The following is a 17,569-nucleotide window of genomic DNA, read 5'->3' as shown; positions in this document are numbered from 1 at the left end:
GGGGGGGCGGGGGTGCCTTGCGGCGGCGTGCCGGGGGCGGCCGGAGCGGCGCCCTGGGCGGTGCCCTGTGCGGGAGTCCCCTGGGGCGGAAGGGCCTGACCGGGGGGTGCCTCGGCCGGGAGCGGCTGGCCCGGGGCGGGCGACACACCAGGCGCGGGCTGGCCCGGGTCGGGCACGGGGTGGCCGGGTGCGGCTTGGGCGGACGCCGCCTGGGCGAGTTGCGCGGGGGCAGGCTGCCCGGGGGCGGTGCCTTGCGCGGAGACGGGGGCCCCGGGCTGCGCGGGGGCCCCAGGCTGGGCGGGGACGCCGGCTTGCACGGGCTGCGCGGGCTGCATCAGCTGACCTGGCTGCACGGGCTGACCCGCCTGCACGGCCTGAGGGGACGGCACCGGCTGGCCGGGCTGCACCTGCTGCCCTGCCGCGACGCCATGAGCGACGGCACCGCCTTGACCGACCGCGCCGGGCTGGGGCACGCCGGCCGCCGGGACAGGCGCTCCCTGGGCCGGAGTCTCTTGCCCGGGCACACCCTGCCCAGGCCCACCCTGCGCCGGAACTTCCTGAGCGGGCGCCCCGGTTGCTCCCGGCGCCCCGGTCGGCTCCCCCTCCGCACGCTGGCCGACGGCCCGGCGGCGACGCCCTGTCGGCGCGCTCGTGGGATGCGGCTGCGGCGGAGTGTGGTCGTCGGCCTGGCTGTGCGGTACGGCATCGTGCCGACCCTCGTCGACAAGGGCGTCACCGGGAGCACCCTGGCCCGGAACCTGCACCGGTCCGGGAACGTGTCCGGCGACGGGAGCCACCGGAGCCTGCCCCGGCACCGCCCCCGCAACCTGCCCCGGCACCGCCCCCGGCGCCTCCGCACCCTCGGACGCCCGGTCCGCGTCAGCGGGCGGAAGGGCGAACACCGAACGGGGCCCCGCCTCCTGGGCGGCGGCCCGCTCCGACGCGGCGGCCAGCGCACGCCGACGCCGTCCGGTGGGCTGCTCGGCGTTCTCGACGTGCGCGGCACCACCGACACCGGCACCTTCGACACCCTCGCCCGCCGAGCCCTGCGCCGCCCCACCGGAGGCCAACGCAGGCAACGCGGGCGGCAACGCGTGCTGCTCGCCACCATCACTTCGGGCACCCCGGCCACCGGGCGCGGGCACGCCCTGCGGCGGCACGGTCCCGCCCAGTCCGGTCCCGACGGCCGCGGTCCCGGAGGCATGCTCGGAGGCCATGACGACGGCCCCCTCGGCGACACCGGCGACCGAGCCCCCGAGCGCGCCCGCGCCCGGACCCGTGCCCGCAACCAGACCCGCAGCGGACCCGTCGACCGCACCGGCGGGTGCCCCCGCACCCTCGGCAGGCCGCCCTCGCCGCCGTCCCGTACCCCCGCCGGAACCTTCCCCGGCATCGCCCGAAGCCTGGGCCGGAACCGGCGCGATCTCCTGCGCGGGCGCACTCGCCGCCCGCCGCCTGCGCCGCCCGGTGGGCGCCGAGGCCTCACCCTCGGAACCGTCGGGGGCGTCGACAGGCACCTCGCCGTCCAGGAAGGCGTCCGTCGTGGCCCGCCGGGCCCGCCGCCGCCCGCCGGTGGCCTGCTCGGGCAGCACGGCCTCCGCGGGGGCCGCCTCCAGCGCGGCCGGACCCGGGGCCGCCACGGCCCCCGCCCCGCCGCCGAGCGGCACTTCGAGGACGTACGCACTGCCGCTCATGCCCGGCACCTCGTGCGTCTGCAGCACGCCCCCGTGGGCGCGCACGATCCCGCGCACGATCGGCTCGTGGACGGGGTCGCCCCCGGCGTACGGTCCGCGCACCTCGATGCGTACGACCTCACCGCGCTGCGCCGCCGCGACGACGACCGTGTTGTCCATGTAACCGCCCGCCGAGACGGGCGAGTTGCCGGTGGCGTCGACGCCGGCGACGTCCGCGACGAGGTGCGCGAGGGCCGTGGCGAGGAGCTGGGCGTCGACCTCGGCCTCGATGGGCGGCGCGTGCACGGCGAACTGCACACGTCCGGGCCCGATGAGCTCCACGGCGCCCTCGACACCCGCCGCGACGACGGCGTCGAGCATCACGTTCGTACGCGTGATGCCGTCGGTCCCGGTGTCGAGCCGCTGGTAGCCGAGGACGTTGTCGATGAGCGTGGTGATCCGCGAATAGCCCGCGGACAGGTGATGGAGCACCTGGTTCGCCTCGGGCCACAGCTGCCCGGCGTCGTCGGCGGCCAGGGCGGCCAGTTCGCGGCGCAGCTCGTCGAGGGGCCCGCGCAGCGAGCGCGCGAGCAGGGTGAGGAGTTGGTCGTGGCGTCCGGCGAGGGCCTCGAACCGGTCCTTCTCGCGCTCCCCGAGCGCGGCGTACCGCTCCTCGCCGGCGGCGAGCTCCTCGTCGTGCTGCTCCTGGAGCTCCTCCAGTTCACTCACGTGCTTCTGGCGGAGCGCGGTGAGCTCGGAGGCGTGTTCCTCGGAGAGCCGTTCCAGCTCCTCCGCATGCCGCTTGTCGGCGGCGGCCTTCTCCTCGGCGAGCGCGTCGTAGGGACGCCGGTCGGTGAAGGTCAGCACGGCGCCGACGAGCTGGTCGCCGTCGCGGACCGGGGCGGTCGTCAGGTCGACCGGGAGTTTCTCGCCCTTCTTCGACCACACCACCTGCCCGCGCACCCGGTGCTTGCGCCCGGAGCGCAGGGTGTCGGCGAGCGGGGACTCCTCGAACGGGAAGGGCGTGCCGTCGACCCGGGAGTGGAGCACGAGATCGTGCAGCTCACGTCCGCCGAGGTCACTGGCCCGGTAGCCCAGTATCTGGGCGGCGGCCGGATTGACGAGCACGATCCGCCCGTCGGTGTCCGTCCCCACGACGCCCTCGGACGCGGCCCGCAGGATCATCTCGGTCTGCCGCTGCGACCGGGCCAGCTCTGCCTCGGTGTCCACGGTTCCGGTCAAGTCCCGTACGACGAGCATCAGCAGCTCGTCGCCGCCGTAGCCGGAGCTGTCGTAGGCCTGCTGGCCGTTCTCCAGATTCGCGCTGGTGACCTCGACCGGGAACTCGGTCCCGTCGGTCCGCCGGGCGATCATCCGGGTCGGCTTGGTCCGGCCGCGCGGATCCATGTGGTCGGGCCGCCGCATGGAGCCGGGGATGAGCTTGGAGTCGAACTGCGGCAGCAGGTCGAGCAGCCCGCGCCCGACCAGGGCGGTGCCCGGCGCCTCGAAGGCCTCGAGCGCGATCGTGTTCGCGTTGACGACGGTCCCATTGGCGTTGACCAGCACCAACGCATCGGGAAGCGCATCGAGTATGGCTGCGAGGCGAGCAGCGCCTCGGGATGGCCTGCTGCTCACGAGACGCTTCCTCCCTGTTACCGCACCTTGCCGACCGCTCGGGCCATCTTGCCAACCGGCCCGCGACGTGTCACGCGAGGGAGTCTAAGGGCAGTGGTTGCGCTCGCGACGCCGGATGAGAGGGAGGTCGCACGACGAAGTGACGTAGAACGTGTGACCCCATCCGCGACCAGGCCTCCCGCGGAGGCGCGGTCTTCCGGAGTCGGGGCATCCGGCATGAACCGGCGGCGTCCCCACGCGACCGCCCCTTTCCGCCGCCACGCCCCGCCTCTGGGTCTTCCCCTATGCCTGTCGGCCGACCTCGGGCAGCAGCGGCACGAGCCGGTCCCACCGCCCGATCTCACAGCCGTTGCTGCGGTCGAACCGCGCGTCGACGGGACGGCCGGCCCACGTCCCGGTGACGTGAGCGGTGGCCGGCCCGCCGTACTGCATGGTGCAGATGCTGTTCCCGGGCACGGTGGCGAACGCGTCCTTCCCCCACCGCGTGTTCCGGTCAACGGCGGCACACGCCCCGCCGGCGTCGGGATGGCTCCCCCCGCCGGGATGACAGTCCACCTCGTACGTCCCGTCCGCGTCACCGCCCGCGTTCCGCACGGTGACGGTGAGATGGTCGCCGCCTGTGGGCCGGTCCTCGTCCCGGACGGGCGGCGGCGCGAGGGCTGGGGAGGCGGCGGCGACGGGCACCGCGGACAGGGAGACGGCAGAGCCGACGCCGACGAGGAGAGGAACGAACCGCGCGAACCGGCCGAGCCGGGTGACCTGCAACATGACCTGACTAACGCGGTCGCCCCCGGGACGTTGCGATCCACGCCGCCGCCGATATGCGCTTTGCCCTGCGGCCCGCCCTCCTAGTACCGTGGGAGGCGATTGGTGACACCCCGCTCGACTGTGTCATCATCTGCACGCACCACTCGCGCTCGCGCGGGCGGCTGTGCTGGAGGCGTCGCCTAGTCCGGTCTATGGCGCCGCACTGCTAATGCGGTTTGGGACTTCAATCCCATCGAGGGTTCAAATCCCTCCGCCTCCGCACCTGATCACGAAGCCCCGGTCGACACGGCCGGGGCTTCGGTGTTTCCCTCGTCGCTCCAAACCCGCTCTGAGGGTCGTTTTCGCAGCTCACAAGCGGTATGGCAAACGGATTTCACATGGCGGCGGCAGTCATGTAATGTTCTTCCTGTCGCCGCGAGCGGGCCGGAAGGCCGGAGCGGCGGGAAAACAAGACAAGCACTCGTAGCTTAACGGATAGAGCATCTGACTACGGATCAGAAGGTTGCAGGTTCGAATCCTGCCGAGTGCACACAAGCCAAAGGCCCCCCGGGATCATCCCGGGGGGCCTTTGACATCAGGGCGTGACATCAACGTCGCCGGGCGTCGCAGCATCCTCAGAAGCCGGAGCAGGAAGCAGCGCTTGACGGCCCTGAGGCGGTGGACGTCTTAGGCGTGTCGTGGTCCACGGTCACGGAACAGGTGGCACGGCGGTGCTGCTCCATGGGGTGGTCCGCCACTGGGTGGTGACTGCCACCCTCAGGCAACGGAGGTGACGGCGCGGCCTCCCCAGGGATTCCCTTCTCTCTGCGGACGCGGGCGCGTTCCTTGCGTTCGGCAGCCAGGACATAGCGGTGGCGGGCGTTGGCGTTGCGCCAGCGCAGGTAGGCGTGCAGGGTCCGGGTCTGCACGGTGTGGTTGAGGTGACGCCGCGGCGGGCGGGCAGGCCACGTGACGCCTCGCGGCAGGGGCGGATGACCCGGCCATGGGCTTTGCGCAGGTAGGCGACAAGCTCGTGCGGAGACCGGCGGCCATCCAGCTTGCCCTTCGCGGGGGTTGGACTCCGACGACCCAGGGCTCCGCGTTCCACCTCGACCAGTCCGCTGGCTTCACGCCCTCGTCTTGAACAGAGGAGACAGAGCGTTGGTTCCTGTGCCGCGGCCGACGACAGTCAGCCACACGGTGCCTTCGTCCCGAAGCGACTTGGGTGGGCGCTCGACCTCGGACCGGTGTTCCGCTCAGCTGCTGCGAGGGCCCGCTGGTGAGCGTGGGTGTCCGCCGCTGTACGTCTGCCTCCCCGACACCACGCTGTGAAGATCAGTACTGACGACGAATCCTATTTTTTGCTCAAGGAGATTTGAGAGACAACCCGCTCGACTCATAAAATGCAGAGCGAGACGCGAATGACATTAATTAAGAAACGCTCTCCTCAACGTTTCCCCTACGCCAGGGTCACTCATTTGCCGCGCATCTGGAGGAGAGGGAGCAGCGTTAGCGGGATATGACGAAAGCAGGGTCCCAAGGCTTGCCTCACCGCGGCACGCGGAAGGATAAAGTGCCTACGAAGCATGATGTGACAGTGAAAAAATACACTTACGTGCCTGGTCTGGCACACTCGGCGCTTGAGTCGTGTGGCACCTTGCACGGGGGCGGTGCGCACGCCGAACTCCAAGTTACCGAGTCCCTGCTCGGCGAGTTCCTCGCGCTGCTGGAGGCGGCCCAGGAGGAGCTCAATCAGCGGTGGAACGACCACGAAAAGTCCGGCTGTCACGCGGACCGCGCGTGACGGGGGCGGATTTACATGAATCACGACTATGCGGATCCCTCCTTTGCGCGGCGTGAATGGCATTCCGACGCATCTCCATATGAGTCGGGTACCGGTTGGCACAGTAGTCCTGCCGATGTCCTTCACTCAGGGGTTCCCCTGGCACCTCCCGAGTCAGGCTGGGACCCGGTCGAGGAACTTGCCTATCTCTTGCAGGAGGCCGTTCCGGCGGAGCAGGCGGCCGCAGCGCCGCCACCTCGCAGCGATTCTCCGTCCGGCGTCAACTTCACCGACCCGTTGGAGAACCTGGCGCAGATCACCGCTCAGCTTCCGCCTATCCGACGCTCCTCTGCCGGGCATCGGAAGACTCGAGCCCGAAAACTCCGACTCAAGTGGATGCAGACTGGCAGCTTCGTCATCCTCGCATTCGTTGCCGTCATCGTGGCGATGGTGAGCGTCTTCGGCGGAATGGTGGCCTACGAGCCTCTGCAGAACATCTCGTCCGGTACGAAGAGCGGGATGATTCCTCAGTGGCCTCTTCTCGTGTATGGCCCCTGGATGGTGGCGTCTCTCTCCATCCTCCGAACTGCCTTGCACCGAAGGCGGGCTCTGCACTCATGGTTCATCGTTCTGCTGTTCTCCTCCGTCGCTATCCTGCTGTGCGTAGCTCAGGCTGACAGGACCTTCACCGGTATCGCCGGAGCCGCCCTGCCCGCCCTCGCGTCCCTGGCATGCTTCCAGCAACTCGTCCGACAAATCACATTGACTCTGCCGCCGCGGCAAGCGTCGCCCCGTCACCGCCATTAGCGCTACGACCTCATGCCTGCAGGGCCTTCTGAAGTAAAGAACGACGTGAAACCATGATCTTCGAGGCTTGCGCCAAAGTGGCTGCCTATGAGCCCAAGACCGGGAAGTCAGGGCTGTTGTGGCCGGTCGGGCGGGTTGACGTAGGAACGGAGTCCGGCGCGAACTGGAGTGCCGAGGTCACCTTCTCAGCCGCTCAGGCCCAGCTCCCCCGTGCGTACCCCCGCCTGGAATCGTGATCCCGCGTCGAGGGTGGCGAGGAGGTCGGCGACTCGGCGGCGGTAGGTGCGCAGGGACATGCCGAGTTCGCGGGCGGCTGTCTCGTCGGTGGCGCCTGATCCCAGGGTGCGCAGGATGGTGCGGCTCTCGGGGGTGAGGTGGGGCTGGTCGCCGCGGAGGAGGGCTTTGAGGTCGGTGGCGGTTTCCCAGGCGGCTTCGAACAGGGCGTGGACCGTGCCGACCAGGGTGGGGGCGGTGGTCAGGGTGTAGTCGCGGCCGCCGGGGGCGTTGACGCCGGCGAGGATCGCGAAGCGGCGGTCGATGATGATCGTCTCGTGTGGGAGGGCGGTGGCGGCTATCCGCACGTGGGCGCCCTTGTCGACGAGTGCGGTCAGGTGGTCGCGGCTGCGCTCGTCGGCCAGTGCGGCCGGACTGAACAGCTTGCGGATCCGGTGGGTGCCGCTGGAGCGGGCCCGGTCGCCGGTGAGCCGGCGGGCTCCTGGGTGAGGCCAGGTGTCGAGGTCGCGGGCGACGCAGACGAACTCCTCGCGGACCGAGGAGAACACGTGCTCGGTGCGAGTGAGGAGTTCCAGGTCGCCGCGGATCGTCACGATCTCTGCCACGTCCTCATTCTGCCCGATGGCAGGAAGCTGCCACGGGTTCGCGGACCGAACAGCCCTGCGCCCAGCCTGTGTTCATGAGTGATGACTTCCGCCTTGGTGGCGACCTTCTGGTCAACCGGCTCGGCTTCGGGGCCATGCGCCTGCCCACGAACAGCTTCGGTGGTCCGGCCCGCGACCCCGAGACCGGTCGCGCGGTCCTGCGCCGGGCCCTCGAACTCGGCGTCAACCACATCGACACCGCGGCCTTCTACGCCAGCGGCGACGGCAGCGTCCGTGCCAACTCCCTGATCCGGCAGAGCCTGCATCCCTATCCGGACGACCTGGTCATCGCCACCAAGGTCGGCCCGGTCCGCACCCCCGACGGCGGCCTGGCCGCGACCACCGATCCCGGGGCTCTGCGAGCGCTGGTCGAGGAGAACCTCGAAACCCTCGGTGTGGATCGCCTCGATCTCGTCTACCTGCGCATCGGGGGCATTGAGCCGCCGCCACGGGGCGAATCCGTCGCCGGACGATTCGAGGTGCTGGCCGCGCTGCGTGAGGAGGGCCTGATCCGGCACCTGGGCCTGAGCAACGTCGACTCCGGCCACCTTGCCGAGGCTCGGGCGATCGCACCCGTCTCGGCCGTTCAGAACCACTTCCACGCCGACAAGCGCGACGACAGGGAGGTCCTGGCCGCCTGTGAGGAGGCAGGCATCGCCTACGTGCCGTTCTTCCCGCTGGGCGGCGGCCTGAGCGACCTCAGCGGTGACCGCATCGCCAAGGTCGCGGAACGGCACGACGCCACGGTCTCTCAGATCGCCCTGGCCTGGCTGCTTGCCTCGTCCCCCGTCACCCTCGCCATTCCCGGCACCGGCTCCCTCGCCCACCTGGAGGAGAACACGTCCGCCGGGTCGATCGCCCTCACCCGCGAGGACCTCTCCGACCTCGGTTGACACCGCACTTCGGCGAGTCCGTCGCACGGATGGCTCGCCTGGCGTGCCCGGGCGGAGCGGGCTGCTTAGCGTCGTCGTGCGCGCCGCGCGGATCGTGGCGCGCCGAGACGATCGAGAGGGACCTCCATGGCCGTCGTCATGACTTTTGTGTGGCCCGAGATCACGCCCGAGTTGTACAAGGAGGCCCGCGAGAGGGTGCGTTGGGAAGAGGACTCTCCGGACGGGTGTGTGCTGCACGTGGCGTGGTTCGCCGACGACGGTTTCCACGTGCTCGACATCTGGGAGTCAGAGGAGCACTTCGGCCGGTTCATCGCCTCCAGGATCGAACCCGTGCTGAAGGGCGAGCTGGGCGTGGAGAGCGACCCCCAGCCGGAGTTCTTCCCGCTCCACAGGCGCTTCGTGGCCCCGGGAGTCAGCGGCGCTGCCTGACGCCCGTTCGAGTTCCGGCGGTCTCGGCAGCTCTTCAGCAGCCCGTCAGCAGCAGTCGCAGTCTGGTCGGCATCCGCACGCGTCCGCCGCCCCGTCGCCGGGAGCGGGCAGTGCCGTCGGGGCGCAGCAGCCCTTGCCCTGCCAGGCGTCGCGGCCTTCCTTGACGGCGATCGCGGCGATGACGAGGGCCGCGATCGGGTCGGCCCAGCTCCAGCCGAGGAGGCTGTTGGCGAGCAGGCCGAGGAGGAGGACGGCGGAGAGGTAGGTGCACAGCAGGGTCTGCCGGGAGTCCGCCACGGCGGAGGCGGAGCCCAGTTCGTGTCCGGCGCGGCGTTGGGCGGCGGACAGGAACGGCATGACCAGCAGGGACAGGGCGGCGATCACGATGCCGGGGGTGGAGTGCCCGGCTTCGCCGGTGCCGGTCAGCGCGCGGACGGCGTCCAGGGTGACGTAGCCGGCCAAGGCGAAGAAGGAGACGGCGATGATCCGCAGGGTGGTCTTCTCGCGGGCTTCGCGGACCGTGTGGTCCCGGGCGGAGAACTGCCAGGCGACCGCGGCCGCGGAGGAGACCTCGATGACCGAGTCGAGGCCGAAGCCGACCAGCGCGGTGCTGGAGGCCAGGGTTCCGGCGGTGATGGCGACGGCCGCCTCGATCACGTTGTAGGTGATCGTCGCCGCGACCAGCAGCCGTATGCGCTTCGCCAGTACGTCTCGGCGGGCCGGGGACGGGCCCAGGGACATGGGAGTCGTGGCGGCCATCTCAGCAGCAGCCCTTTTCCTCGGCGTCGGGGCAGGTGCGGTCGGTCTCGACGGCGACGACGGCGGTGCGCAGGTCGTCGAGGGCGTGGCCGAGGCGTTCGTCGGCGAGTTCGTAGCGGGTGCGGCGGCCCTCGGGGACCGTGACGACGAGGCCGCAGTCCCGCAGGCAGGCGAGGTGGTTGGACAGGCGGGTGCGGGAGATCCCCAGAACCTCGGCAAGCTCGGACGGGTAGGCGGGGGCCTCGCGCAGGGCCAGCAGGAGGCGGCAGCGGATCGGGTCGGCCAGCGCGCGGCCGAAGCGGGCCAGCACCTCGATGTCGGAAGCAACAGTCAGCACCCCACGAAAGTACACGCGATCCTGAATTCAGGGAATCCTGGATAATCGTTGACGCCCTCGCCGACGGCTGGATCCTCGGTGAGGGCCACGCCGTCGACGAGGGGTCCGTTCAGTTCAGGCGGCTCAGTCGTCTTCCCCGGCTCTCCGCGATGCGGAGGGTGTCCCGGAGGGCCTCCGTCAGGCGTTCCGCCAGGTACCGAGCCTCGCCGGGCGGGGTGTTCGGGAGCAGGTCACGGGCGTGTTCGAGGAGTTCGGAGCCCATGCCCAGTTGGATCGACTCCGTGGCGTCGGCCAGGCGGGAGACCGGGCCGGCGTGGTCGTCGGTGACCAGGTAGCAGGGTTTGCCTTCCGGGCCCGTCCAGGGGAGGAGGCGGGGTTCGCACGAGGAATGCGGCTGCGGCTGTGATCGCGGTTGCGGTTCCATCAGGCGGCCCCCAGCCCGGGGATCTCCAGTCCGTGGAACCAGGGTTCGTGTGCGGCGAGGTACGGGCGTACGGAGCGGCTCGCGGTGGCGTCGAGGGGGGTGTCGAGGCCGTACGGGCTGCGGTGGGGAGGGAGGAGGGGTGCGGCGATGGGTGTGGGGAGCGGCGGTCGCTCCGCGCGGTCGGGTGCGCTGGGTGGTTTGAACAGCAGGGTCACCCAGGTGGTGGGGTGGTGGATAAGGTCGGTCATGTCATCAGCTCCAGTGCGGCTGGTGGCCATGCCCCCGGACGGCTCCACCCGTCGCGGGGGCTTTCCATGGCCTGCTCTTCGCGGTCTACCGAAGTCTACTGCGGTCGCGCGGTCTACCGCAGAGTTTTAGCGTCCACCGCATGAGTCCCGACCTTGACCGCACCCGGCCCGTCTGGCGACAGGTCGCCGCAGCCATCACCGATCGCATCGCGTCCGGCGAGTACCCGGTGGGGGCTCGGGTGCCGTCCGTCGTCGAGTTGTCCGCCGAGTTCGGCATCGCGGCCTCGACCGCGCAGAAGGCACTGGCCCATCTCAAATCAGAGGGACTCGTCCGAGCCGAAGTGGGTCTCGGTTCCTTCGTCGCCGAGCGACCCGTAGCGCCTGAGTCGCCGAGCTGAGTACGGGTACTCACGACACCGGCGGGCCGCCGACCGACCCTGGAGGCATACGACAACCGGGGGAGAAACCGATGAACGCTCGCTCTGCAGGTACCCGCACGCGCACTCTCGTACGTCTGATGTTCGCCAACCCCGCCTCGGCCGTCTACCTCGGCCTGGTCGCGGTCGCCGTGGCGGTCGCCGCGGCCGAGCCGCTGTTCGGGGAGAGCCCGGACGCCTCGATGATCTGGGTGTGGCCCGCGCTGTTCACCTTCCCCGTGTTCGGGGTGATCGCAGGGCTCGGCGAGGCGGTGTTCGGCGCGGAGGCGCCCGCGTGGTTCTTCGTCGGCGGGATCGTCGTCGCCGCCTTGGCTCAGTCGCTGGCCCTCGGGGCGGTGCTGGACTCCCTGCGCGGGCGGCAGCGGCGCCGGGTTCCCCGTCCGCACGCCGGCTGAGACGGTGCGCGGACGCGGAACCCGCCGACCTGGGCTGCTTCAGCCGTAGTACGGTCCCGCAGCGCTCCACGTCGTGTGGCCGAAGACGTTGTCGTCCTCGACCGTGACGTTGACGTTGGTGACCTTCAGGCCGTACTGGGCCGGGGTCATGCCGTCGGGGCAGTTCACCTCGACCGCGGGGAAGTTCATGTAGAAGCCCGGGCCCGTGTCCTGGTCGGGGTACTGGCCCTGCTGGTAGAGGACCCAGGAGGTCTGCGTGGTGTAGTACACGGGCTGCAGGGGCTGTTGCTCGGTGCGGACGACGAAACTGGTGCCGTGGTCGAAGGTGCCGTCGGGCCGGAGGCAGCCGAAGGTGCGGGCGGTGTCGGCGTACGCGTCGAAGTAGTCGTCGGTGCTGCGCAGTCCGGCGAGGTAGCCCGGCTGGTTGCGGACGTTGTGCAGGGTGACGCCGAGCTTGAAGCCGCCGCAGCCGGGCGTCGGGGTGTAGTCGTGGTAGGTGTTCAGGCACTTGCGGTCGCCGAAGTAGGCGGCGGGGTCCGGGTTGTAGGGCTGCGGGACGACCGTGTCGTAGAACGTCACCGTGGCCGAGACGCCGTCGGTGGTGGGTGCCGGGATGTCGGTCGTGGTGGTGGCGTGGGCGGTGCCCGGGCCGGACAGGGCGAGACCGGTTCCGGCGAGCAGCGCGATGGTCAGTCGCGACAGTGTTCTTCGAAGGCTCCGTACGTTCCGGGTGTTCTGCGTGGTCCCCGTGTTCCGCATGTTCCGCATGTTCCGCATGTGAAGGAATCCCCCTCGTGCACGTGGTGCACTCTCACACGAACAGTGACCCGGGCACGCTAGCCCGCCAATCATCTGTCACCCGGCAAACGCCTCAGTCCTCACAAACGGAGGATTCCAGTCGCGGGCCGGCCGCTTCGGCGTGGCCGTCCGGCTCGGCAGGCTTTTGCCGCCCCCGAAGACGAACAGGCGCAGGACCAGGAAGCGGCCGACACCGGCGAGGCCGGACGCGGAGAGGTAGACCGCCTGCTCCCGGAGGGTGCCTGGCGACGACTGCACCGCGTGCAGCAGGAACATCGCGGCGCAGGTCACGACGTACGCCGCCGTCGCCGAACCCGCGGACTGCAGATGCCGGCGCCAGCCGGGACGCCGGCCCGTGCCGAAGGTGAAGAGGGCGTGCATCTCGGTGCACAGGAGGGTGGAGGCGACCGTGATCACCGCGTTCGCCACCGCCCAGGGCACGGTCATGGCCACCAGCGGTACGGCGAAGCTGGAGAGGACTCCGATGCCGCCGCCGCACACCACGAAGCGGGCGAACGAGGAGAGCGGGCCCGGCGCCGACTGGGACTGCGGCTTCGGCGGGAGCGGCGACTCCATGACGTTTCCTTCCGGGCGACGGGCTCGAACTCTCTGACCTGCTCGACCACTTGGGGATCGACCGAGGTCAACGATGCCGTCGCGCGCCGCCGGGAACGATGGTGTGTTCTACCGAACCGGAGGTAGGGCTGGCTCCACCATGACGGGGTGGCAGCCCGGGGGGTAGTAGCGGTACGGGGAGTTATCCCCCCGTACGAACGTCCGGGGCGGCGCCGCTCGCGTCCTGCACCCGCAACTCCTCGATGTACCCGTGCGCGAGGGTCGTCGTGCGGGTGAACCAGTCGGTGAGTACGGCGATCTCGTCGGCGGTGTAGTCGGCGAAGAGGGCGTTCAGGCGGGCGTAGTACGGCTCGTAGAGGGCGTGCACACGGGCCACCGCGGACGGGACGGCGGCCACACGGACGCGGCGGCGGTCGGTCGGGTCGGGGACCCGGGTGACGAAGCCCGCACGGACCAGGCGGTTGAGGATCCCGGTCACCGCGCCCGTGGTGACGTGCGCGTGCTCCGCGAGATCGCCGGCCGTGAGGAGGTCCTCGCCGGCTTTGAGGACGCACGCGAAACAGAGGAGGTCGGTGACGTTCAGGCCCAGCCGCTGGGCCATCTCCTGCTGGCCGAGCAGATGGGCGGCGACGAGGGAGTCCATCGCCGACAGCGCCTGGGCCGGAGTGGCGGTGGGGCGCGGCTTGGCTTGCATCCGGGTACTTCCTGATTCCCTTAGTTCGTGAGAGGTTTATGCGATAAATTTCTCACGCGGTGAGATACCTGGTGGGAGACCGGGCTTTCGGCTCTGGGGAGGCGGACACGTGAGCGCACATCAGTATGACCACGGCCATACGGTCGCGGGATGGACCGGCGTCGCCATCGCGACGGTGGGGACCGCGGTCCTGGGAGCGGGGGTGTGCCTGGTGTCCGTCCCGCTCCTGGCAGGCGGACTCGCGATCGTGGTGGTGAGCCTTCTCGTCACCTGGTACCTGCATCTCGCCGGCTGGGGCAAGCCGTCGGGGCGGCGGCCCAGGGCGGAATGGGGGATGCGGGTGCGGGACCGGTCGGCGCGCGCCGGGCATCCCGGGTGTGTCGGGTGCCGGGTGGCGGGGCGGGGGGTGCGGGGTACGGCCGTGGCGGATCTGCCGGTGTCGGCACCCGTGTCGATGGCAGCACCGGCGTCGGGGTCGGTATCGGCGTCCGGGTCGGTACCGGTGCCTGCGGCCGGGGAGTCCGCGCCCGCCACCGTCCATCCCGGTGGCTGAGCCGCACCCGGACGTGATTGTCAGTGGCGCCCCCTACTCTCGACAGAGATGGCACAGGCATGGAAGTGCTCGGGACTGCGCTGGTCGGCGGAGGGTCCCGTGCTGGTGTGGGACGGGGGTCGGCGCAGTGCGCTGACCTGGGGGAAGCGGGTGGCCTTCGGGGTCGCGGAGGGGGGTGGCCGGACGTGTGTGGGAGCGCGGGGGCATGCGTGTCCGGTGCGGGCGGCCGTGCCGGGGCGGAGCATGGGGGCGCGCTGCGAGGAGTGTGCGCGGCTGGACCGGGCGCACTCCGTGGCCGCCGACACCATCGCGGACGACCCGAGGCCGTACCGCGTCTATCTGGCCTGGTTCGGTCCCGGCCTGCTCAAGGTCGGCATCACCGCCGAAGAACGGGGCTCGGCCCGGCTGCTTGAGCAGGGTGCCGTCTGCTTCACCTGGCTGGGCACCGGGCCCCTCATGGCCGCGCGGCGCACAGAGGAGTTGCTGCGTGCCGCGCTCGGGGTGCCGGACCGGATTCCGTACGCCGTGAAGCGGGCGGTGCGGGCCGCGTTGCCGGAGACGGAGGCCGAACGGACGTCCGAGGTCGCGGAGTTGCATGCGCGGGCCGTGCGGCTCGGTGGCTGGCCGGAGTCGCTGGAGCGGGCGGCCTGCCAACCCGTGGATCACGCCGGGGTGTTCGGGCTCGCCGGGTTGCCGGCCGCGATCGGCGAGGTGAGCGAGCTCGTGGCGGGCGGTGCGGTGAGCGGTCGGTTGGTGGCGGCCGCCGGACCCGACCTGCATCTGCTGCCCGAGGGCGGGGCCGTAGTCGTACTCGACACGCGGTTGATGACGGGGTGGGAGCTGGTTCCCGCCGGTAGCGAGCAGGTCACCGTGCCGGTGCGGCAGTTCAAGGCGCCGCCGCCGGGCGTGCAGTCCGGGCTGTTCTGACGGCAGGACGCCAGACAACCCGGCGCCAGACAACCCGGCGCCTGAGAACCCGGCGCCTGAGAACCGGGCGCCTGAAGGCGGCCGTGCCGGTGGGCTTCCCAGGTGTTCCCTGAGAGCCTCCTGTGCGTTTCTCAGGAAAATCACAGGTTCTCGAAAGCGTGCTCTCAGAGGCCACCGACATCGTGTCCAGCATGACCACGACCTCGCCCCAGGGGCGCACCGAACTGCTGAGGCCGGACGGGAGCCCCGTCCGAGTGCTTGTGGTGGACGACGAGTTGTCGATCACCGAGCTGCTGTCCATGGCCCTGCGCTATGAGGGATGGCAGATCCGGAGTGCCGGTGACGGCACGGGCGCCATCCAGACCGCCCGTGAGTTCCGGCCCGACGCCGTCGTCCTGGACATGATGCTTCCCGACATGGACGGGCTGGCCGTTCTGGGACGGCTGCGGCGTGAGCTGCCCGAGGTGCCGGTCCTCTTCCTGACCGCGAAGGACGCGGTCGAGGACCGTATCGCCGGGCTCACCGCCGGTGGCGACGACTACGTCACCAAGCCGTTCAGCCTCGAAGAGGTCGTGGCCCGGCTGCGTGGGCTCATCCGGCGCTCGGGTGCGGCCGACCGGCGGTCCGACTCCATGCTGGTCGTCGGTGACCTCACCCTCGACGAGGACAGCCACGAGGTGTCGCGCGGCGGGGACAACATCCACCTCACCGCGACCGAGTTCGAGCTGCTGCGCTTCCTGATGCGCAACCCGCGCCGGGTGCTGAGCAAGGCGCAGATCCTCGACCGGGTGTGGTCGTACGACTTCGGCGGCCAGGCCAATGTGGTCGAGCTGTACATCTCCTACCTGCGGCGGAAGATCGACGCGGGTCGTGAGCCGATGATCCACACCCGGCGTGGAGCCGGCTACCTGATCAAGCCCGCGGCGTCATGAGCGGACGACGACGGACGCGTACGCAGAAAAAGCAGAAGCTGAGGCGAGGACGACAGCCGCGCACACTGCGTACGCGGCTCGTCGTCTCCGCGGTGGCGTTGATCGCGGTGGTGTGTGCCGTCATCGGCACGGTGACGACGATCGCGATGCAGTCGCGCCTGTACCAGCAGCTGGACGGCTCGCTCAGCGAGGTGGTGGGACGTGCGGCGGGCGCCGGCCCCCAGTCTCTGCCCGGCGCGCAGCAGCCCAAGCCCGATGACGACCCGGACAAGAAGGTGCCCAAGGTCCAGAACCTCTCGGAATTCGTCACCAGGGGCCCGCAGCAGATGATCGGCACGGTCGCGGCGAAGGTCGTGAGCGGTGAGATCACCGAGGCCAAGGTCGGCAAGCCCGCGCAGGACGACAACGGGGTCACGGACGCCAAGTCGGCCGATCTGAGCGACACGCAGAAGGCCGATCTGAGCGCCGTCTCCAGGGACGGCAAAGCCCACACCGTGACCCTCACGGGGCTGGGCCAGTACCGCGTGGAGTACCGCCAGGGCGGCAACGGCGCCTACTACGTGGCGCTGCCGACCACCGACGTCACCGACACCATCAACACCCTCATCCTCGTCGAGGTCAGCGTCACCGCCGCCGGCCTGGTCGCCGCCGCTATCGCCGGCTACGTCCTCGTCGGTGTCGCCACCCGCCCCCTCCGCAAGGTCGCCGCCACCGCCACCCGGGTCTCCGAACTGCCGCTCCACACCGGCGAGGTGAACCTCAGCGAGCGGGTCCCCGAGTCGGAGACCGACCCGCACACCGAGGTCGGGCAGGTGGGGGCGGCGCTCAACCGCATGCTCAACCACGTCCACGGCGCCCTGCACGCCCGCCAGCAGAGCGAGATGCGGGTACGGCAGTTCGTGGCCGACGCCAGCCATGAGCTCAGGACTCCCCTGGCCTCCATCCGCGGGTACGCCGAGCTGACCCGGCGCGGCAGAGAGCAGGTCGGGCCAGACACCCGGCACGCCCTGGGCCGTATCGAGTCCGAGGCGGGCCGCATGACGTTCCTCGTCGAGGACCTGCTGCTGCTCGCGCGCCTCGACGCCGGGCGGCCCCTCCAGTTCGAGCAGACCGACCTCGTACCGCTCGTCGTGGACACCATCAGCGACGCCCGCGCGGCCGGACCGGACCACACCTGGCGGCTCGACCTGCCCGACGAGCCGGCGCTCGTGTCCGCGGACGCGGCCCGCTTGCAGCAAGTGCTCGTCAACCTGCTGGCCAACGCCAGCAAGCACACCCCACCCGGTACGACCGTCACCGCGCGCGTGCAGCGGCGCGGGCCGTGGCTGTGCGTGGACGTGGAGGACGACGGACAGGGCATCCCGCCCGATCTGCTCCCGCGGGTCTTCGAACGGTTCGCCCGCGGCGACTCCTCGCGTTCCAGGGCCTCCGGGTCCACCGGCCTGGGCCTCGCGATCGTGCAGGCCGTCGCGGCCGCGCACGACGGTGCGGTGACCGTCGACAGCGTTCCCGGGCGCACCGTGTTCACCGTGCACCTGCCCGCGCTGGGCCCGGTGGTGCCCCGTCCGGCGCCCGAAACCAACTGGCAATCGCACTCACAGGCACAGCACAGCGCCGCCATATGGGTACAACAGGGGGCCTGAC

Annotated in this window: 20 protein-coding genes, 2 tRNA genes and 1 pseudogene; 12 read left to right on the top strand and 11 right to left on the bottom strand. The window is 70.7% G+C overall.

The features are described 5' to 3' along the window. Together ACWBNA_RS16175 and ACWBNA_RS16170 are read right to left on the bottom strand one after the other, a co-directional pair. A partial coding sequence (locus ACWBNA_RS16175; protein ID WP_482705028.1) for a PAS domain-containing protein occupies window positions 1–3,308 on the bottom strand: 3,308 nt, incomplete at its 3' end. Window positions 3,309–3,590: 282 nt separating this feature from the next. Next, entirely contained in the window at window positions 3,591–4,076 is a 486-nt protein-coding gene (locus ACWBNA_RS16170; RefSeq protein WP_482705027.1) for an SSI family serine proteinase inhibitor, read from the bottom strand. A 168-nt stretch (window positions 4,077–4,244) separates the two neighbouring features. Between ACWBNA_RS16170 and ACWBNA_RS16165 the strand changes: the two genes are divergently transcribed. After that, window positions 4,245–4,335, top strand: a tRNA-Ser gene (locus ACWBNA_RS16165). Window positions 4,336–4,532: 197 nt separating this feature from the next. Beyond that, window positions 4,533–4,605 (top strand) — tRNA-Arg (locus ACWBNA_RS16160). 227 nt (window positions 4,606–4,832) lie between these two features. Here ACWBNA_RS16160 and ACWBNA_RS16155 read toward each other — a convergent pair. Beyond that, window positions 4,833–4,993: pseudogene (locus tag ACWBNA_RS16155) on the bottom strand (IS630 family transposase); the annotation flags it as partial. A 719-nt stretch (window positions 4,994–5,712) separates the two neighbouring features. Here ACWBNA_RS16155 and ACWBNA_RS16150 point away from each other — a divergent pair. Further along, window positions 5,713–5,859 carry a hypothetical protein gene (locus tag ACWBNA_RS16150; RefSeq protein WP_482705026.1) on the top strand — a complete coding sequence of 49 codons (147 nt, stop codon included), beginning with the start codon at window positions 5,713–5,715 and terminating at the stop codon, window positions 5,857–5,859. A gap of 189 nt (window positions 5,860–6,048) precedes the next feature. Continuing rightward, window positions 6,049–6,645, top strand: a complete 597-nt coding sequence (locus ACWBNA_RS16145) for a DUF2637 domain-containing protein (protein WP_482705025.1) — start codon at window positions 6,049–6,051, stop codon at window positions 6,643–6,645. A 185-nt stretch (window positions 6,646–6,830) separates the two neighbouring features. On the opposite strand, the gene ACWBNA_RS16140 is transcribed toward ACWBNA_RS16145, so the two are convergent. After that, window positions 6,831–7,484, bottom strand: a complete 654-nt coding sequence (locus tag ACWBNA_RS16140; protein ID WP_482705024.1) for a DNA-binding response regulator — start codon at window positions 7,482–7,484, stop codon at window positions 6,831–6,833. A 74-nt stretch (window positions 7,485–7,558) separates the two neighbouring features. Between ACWBNA_RS16140 and ACWBNA_RS16135 the strand changes: the two genes are divergently transcribed. After that, entirely contained in the window at window positions 7,559–8,416 is an 858-nt protein-coding gene (locus tag ACWBNA_RS16135) for an aldo/keto reductase (RefSeq protein WP_482705023.1), read from the top strand. A 138-nt stretch (window positions 8,417–8,554) separates the two neighbouring features. Beyond that, a complete protein-coding gene (locus ACWBNA_RS16130) occupies window positions 8,555–8,845 on the top strand; it encodes a hypothetical protein (protein WP_482705022.1) in 291 nt (96 codons plus the stop codon). A 45-nt stretch (window positions 8,846–8,890) separates the two neighbouring features. Here the strand turns inward: ACWBNA_RS16130 and ACWBNA_RS16125 are convergent, their stop codons facing one another. The 4 genes from ACWBNA_RS16125 to ACWBNA_RS16110 all read right to left on the bottom strand — a co-directional run bounded on the left by ACWBNA_RS16125 (window position 8,891) and on the right by ACWBNA_RS16110 (window position 10,613). After that, window positions 8,891–9,604, bottom strand: a complete 714-nt coding sequence (locus ACWBNA_RS16125; protein ID WP_482705021.1) for a cation efflux transmembrane domain-containing protein — start codon at window positions 9,602–9,604, stop codon at window positions 8,891–8,893. Window position 9,605: 1 nt separating this feature from the next. Then, the gene (locus tag ACWBNA_RS16120) at window positions 9,606–9,941 is read right to left on the bottom strand and encodes an ArsR/SmtB family transcription factor (RefSeq protein WP_482705020.1); all 336 of its coding nucleotides are present in this window, start codon (window positions 9,939–9,941) and stop codon (window positions 9,606–9,608) included. Between the two features lie 109 nt (window positions 9,942–10,050). Beyond that, on the bottom strand, window positions 10,051–10,365 hold the full coding sequence (locus tag ACWBNA_RS16115) for a hypothetical protein (protein ID WP_482705019.1): 315 nt from the start codon (window positions 10,363–10,365) through the stop codon (window positions 10,051–10,053). Next, window positions 10,365–10,613 (bottom strand): hypothetical protein, encoded by a 249-nt coding sequence (locus ACWBNA_RS16110; RefSeq protein ID WP_482705018.1) that lies wholly within the window; start codon window positions 10,611–10,613, stop codon window positions 10,365–10,367. The genes ACWBNA_RS16115 and ACWBNA_RS16110 overlap by 1 nt, the downstream gene beginning before the upstream one ends. Window positions 10,614–10,753: 140 nt before the next feature. Between ACWBNA_RS16110 and ACWBNA_RS16105 the strand changes: the two genes are divergently transcribed. After that, a complete protein-coding gene (locus ACWBNA_RS16105; RefSeq protein WP_482705017.1) occupies window positions 10,754–11,011 on the top strand; it encodes a GntR family transcriptional regulator in 258 nt (85 codons plus the stop codon). 71 nt (window positions 11,012–11,082) lie between these two features. Further along, window positions 11,083–11,445 (top strand): SCO4225 family membrane protein, encoded by a 363-nt coding sequence (locus ACWBNA_RS16100; RefSeq protein WP_482705016.1) that lies wholly within the window; start codon window positions 11,083–11,085, stop codon window positions 11,443–11,445. Window positions 11,446–11,484: 39 nt separating this feature from the next. On the opposite strand, the gene ACWBNA_RS16095 is transcribed toward ACWBNA_RS16100, so the two are convergent. The 3 genes from ACWBNA_RS16095 to ACWBNA_RS16085 all read right to left on the bottom strand — a co-directional run bounded on the left by ACWBNA_RS16095 (window position 11,485) and on the right by ACWBNA_RS16085 (window position 13,513). Further along, a complete protein-coding gene (locus ACWBNA_RS16095; RefSeq protein WP_482705015.1) occupies window positions 11,485–12,204 on the bottom strand; it encodes a hypothetical protein in 720 nt (239 codons plus the stop codon). 96 nt (window positions 12,205–12,300) lie between these two features. Further along, window positions 12,301–12,819, bottom strand: a complete 519-nt coding sequence (locus ACWBNA_RS16090) for a GtrA family protein (protein ID WP_482705014.1) — start codon at window positions 12,817–12,819, stop codon at window positions 12,301–12,303. Between the two features lie 181 nt (window positions 12,820–13,000). Further along, window positions 13,001–13,513: a MarR family winged helix-turn-helix transcriptional regulator gene (locus ACWBNA_RS16085; RefSeq protein WP_482705013.1), complete on the bottom strand. Its 513-nt coding sequence runs from the start codon at window positions 13,511–13,513 to the stop codon at window positions 13,001–13,003. A gap of 109 nt (window positions 13,514–13,622) precedes the next feature. Between ACWBNA_RS16085 and ACWBNA_RS16080 the strand changes: the two genes are divergently transcribed. From ACWBNA_RS16080 to ACWBNA_RS16065, 4 genes are all read left to right on the top strand, one after another. Beyond that, on the top strand, window positions 13,623–14,066 hold the full coding sequence (locus ACWBNA_RS16080; RefSeq protein ID WP_482705012.1) for an HGxxPAAW family protein: 444 nt from the start codon (window positions 13,623–13,625) through the stop codon (window positions 14,064–14,066). 48 nt (window positions 14,067–14,114) lie between these two features. After that, window positions 14,115–14,993, top strand: a complete 879-nt coding sequence (locus ACWBNA_RS16075) for a DUF2797 domain-containing protein (protein ID WP_482705011.1) — start codon at window positions 14,115–14,117, stop codon at window positions 14,991–14,993. Between the two features lie 191 nt (window positions 14,994–15,184). Beyond that, a complete protein-coding gene (locus ACWBNA_RS16070; protein WP_482705010.1) occupies window positions 15,185–15,925 on the top strand; it encodes a response regulator transcription factor in 741 nt (246 codons plus the stop codon). Next, window positions 15,922–17,568 carry a sensor histidine kinase gene (locus ACWBNA_RS16065; protein WP_482705009.1) on the top strand — a complete coding sequence of 549 codons (1,647 nt, stop codon included), beginning with the start codon at window positions 15,922–15,924 and terminating at the stop codon, window positions 17,566–17,568. Before ACWBNA_RS16070 ends, ACWBNA_RS16065 begins: the two co-directional genes overlap by 4 nt. Window position 17,569: the final 1 nt, after the last annotated feature.

This window comes from Streptomyces sp. Q2 (assembly GCF_056820935.1).
Note: the sequence above shows the minus strand (reverse complement) of the source record. Positions and strands in the feature narration are given on the sequence as shown.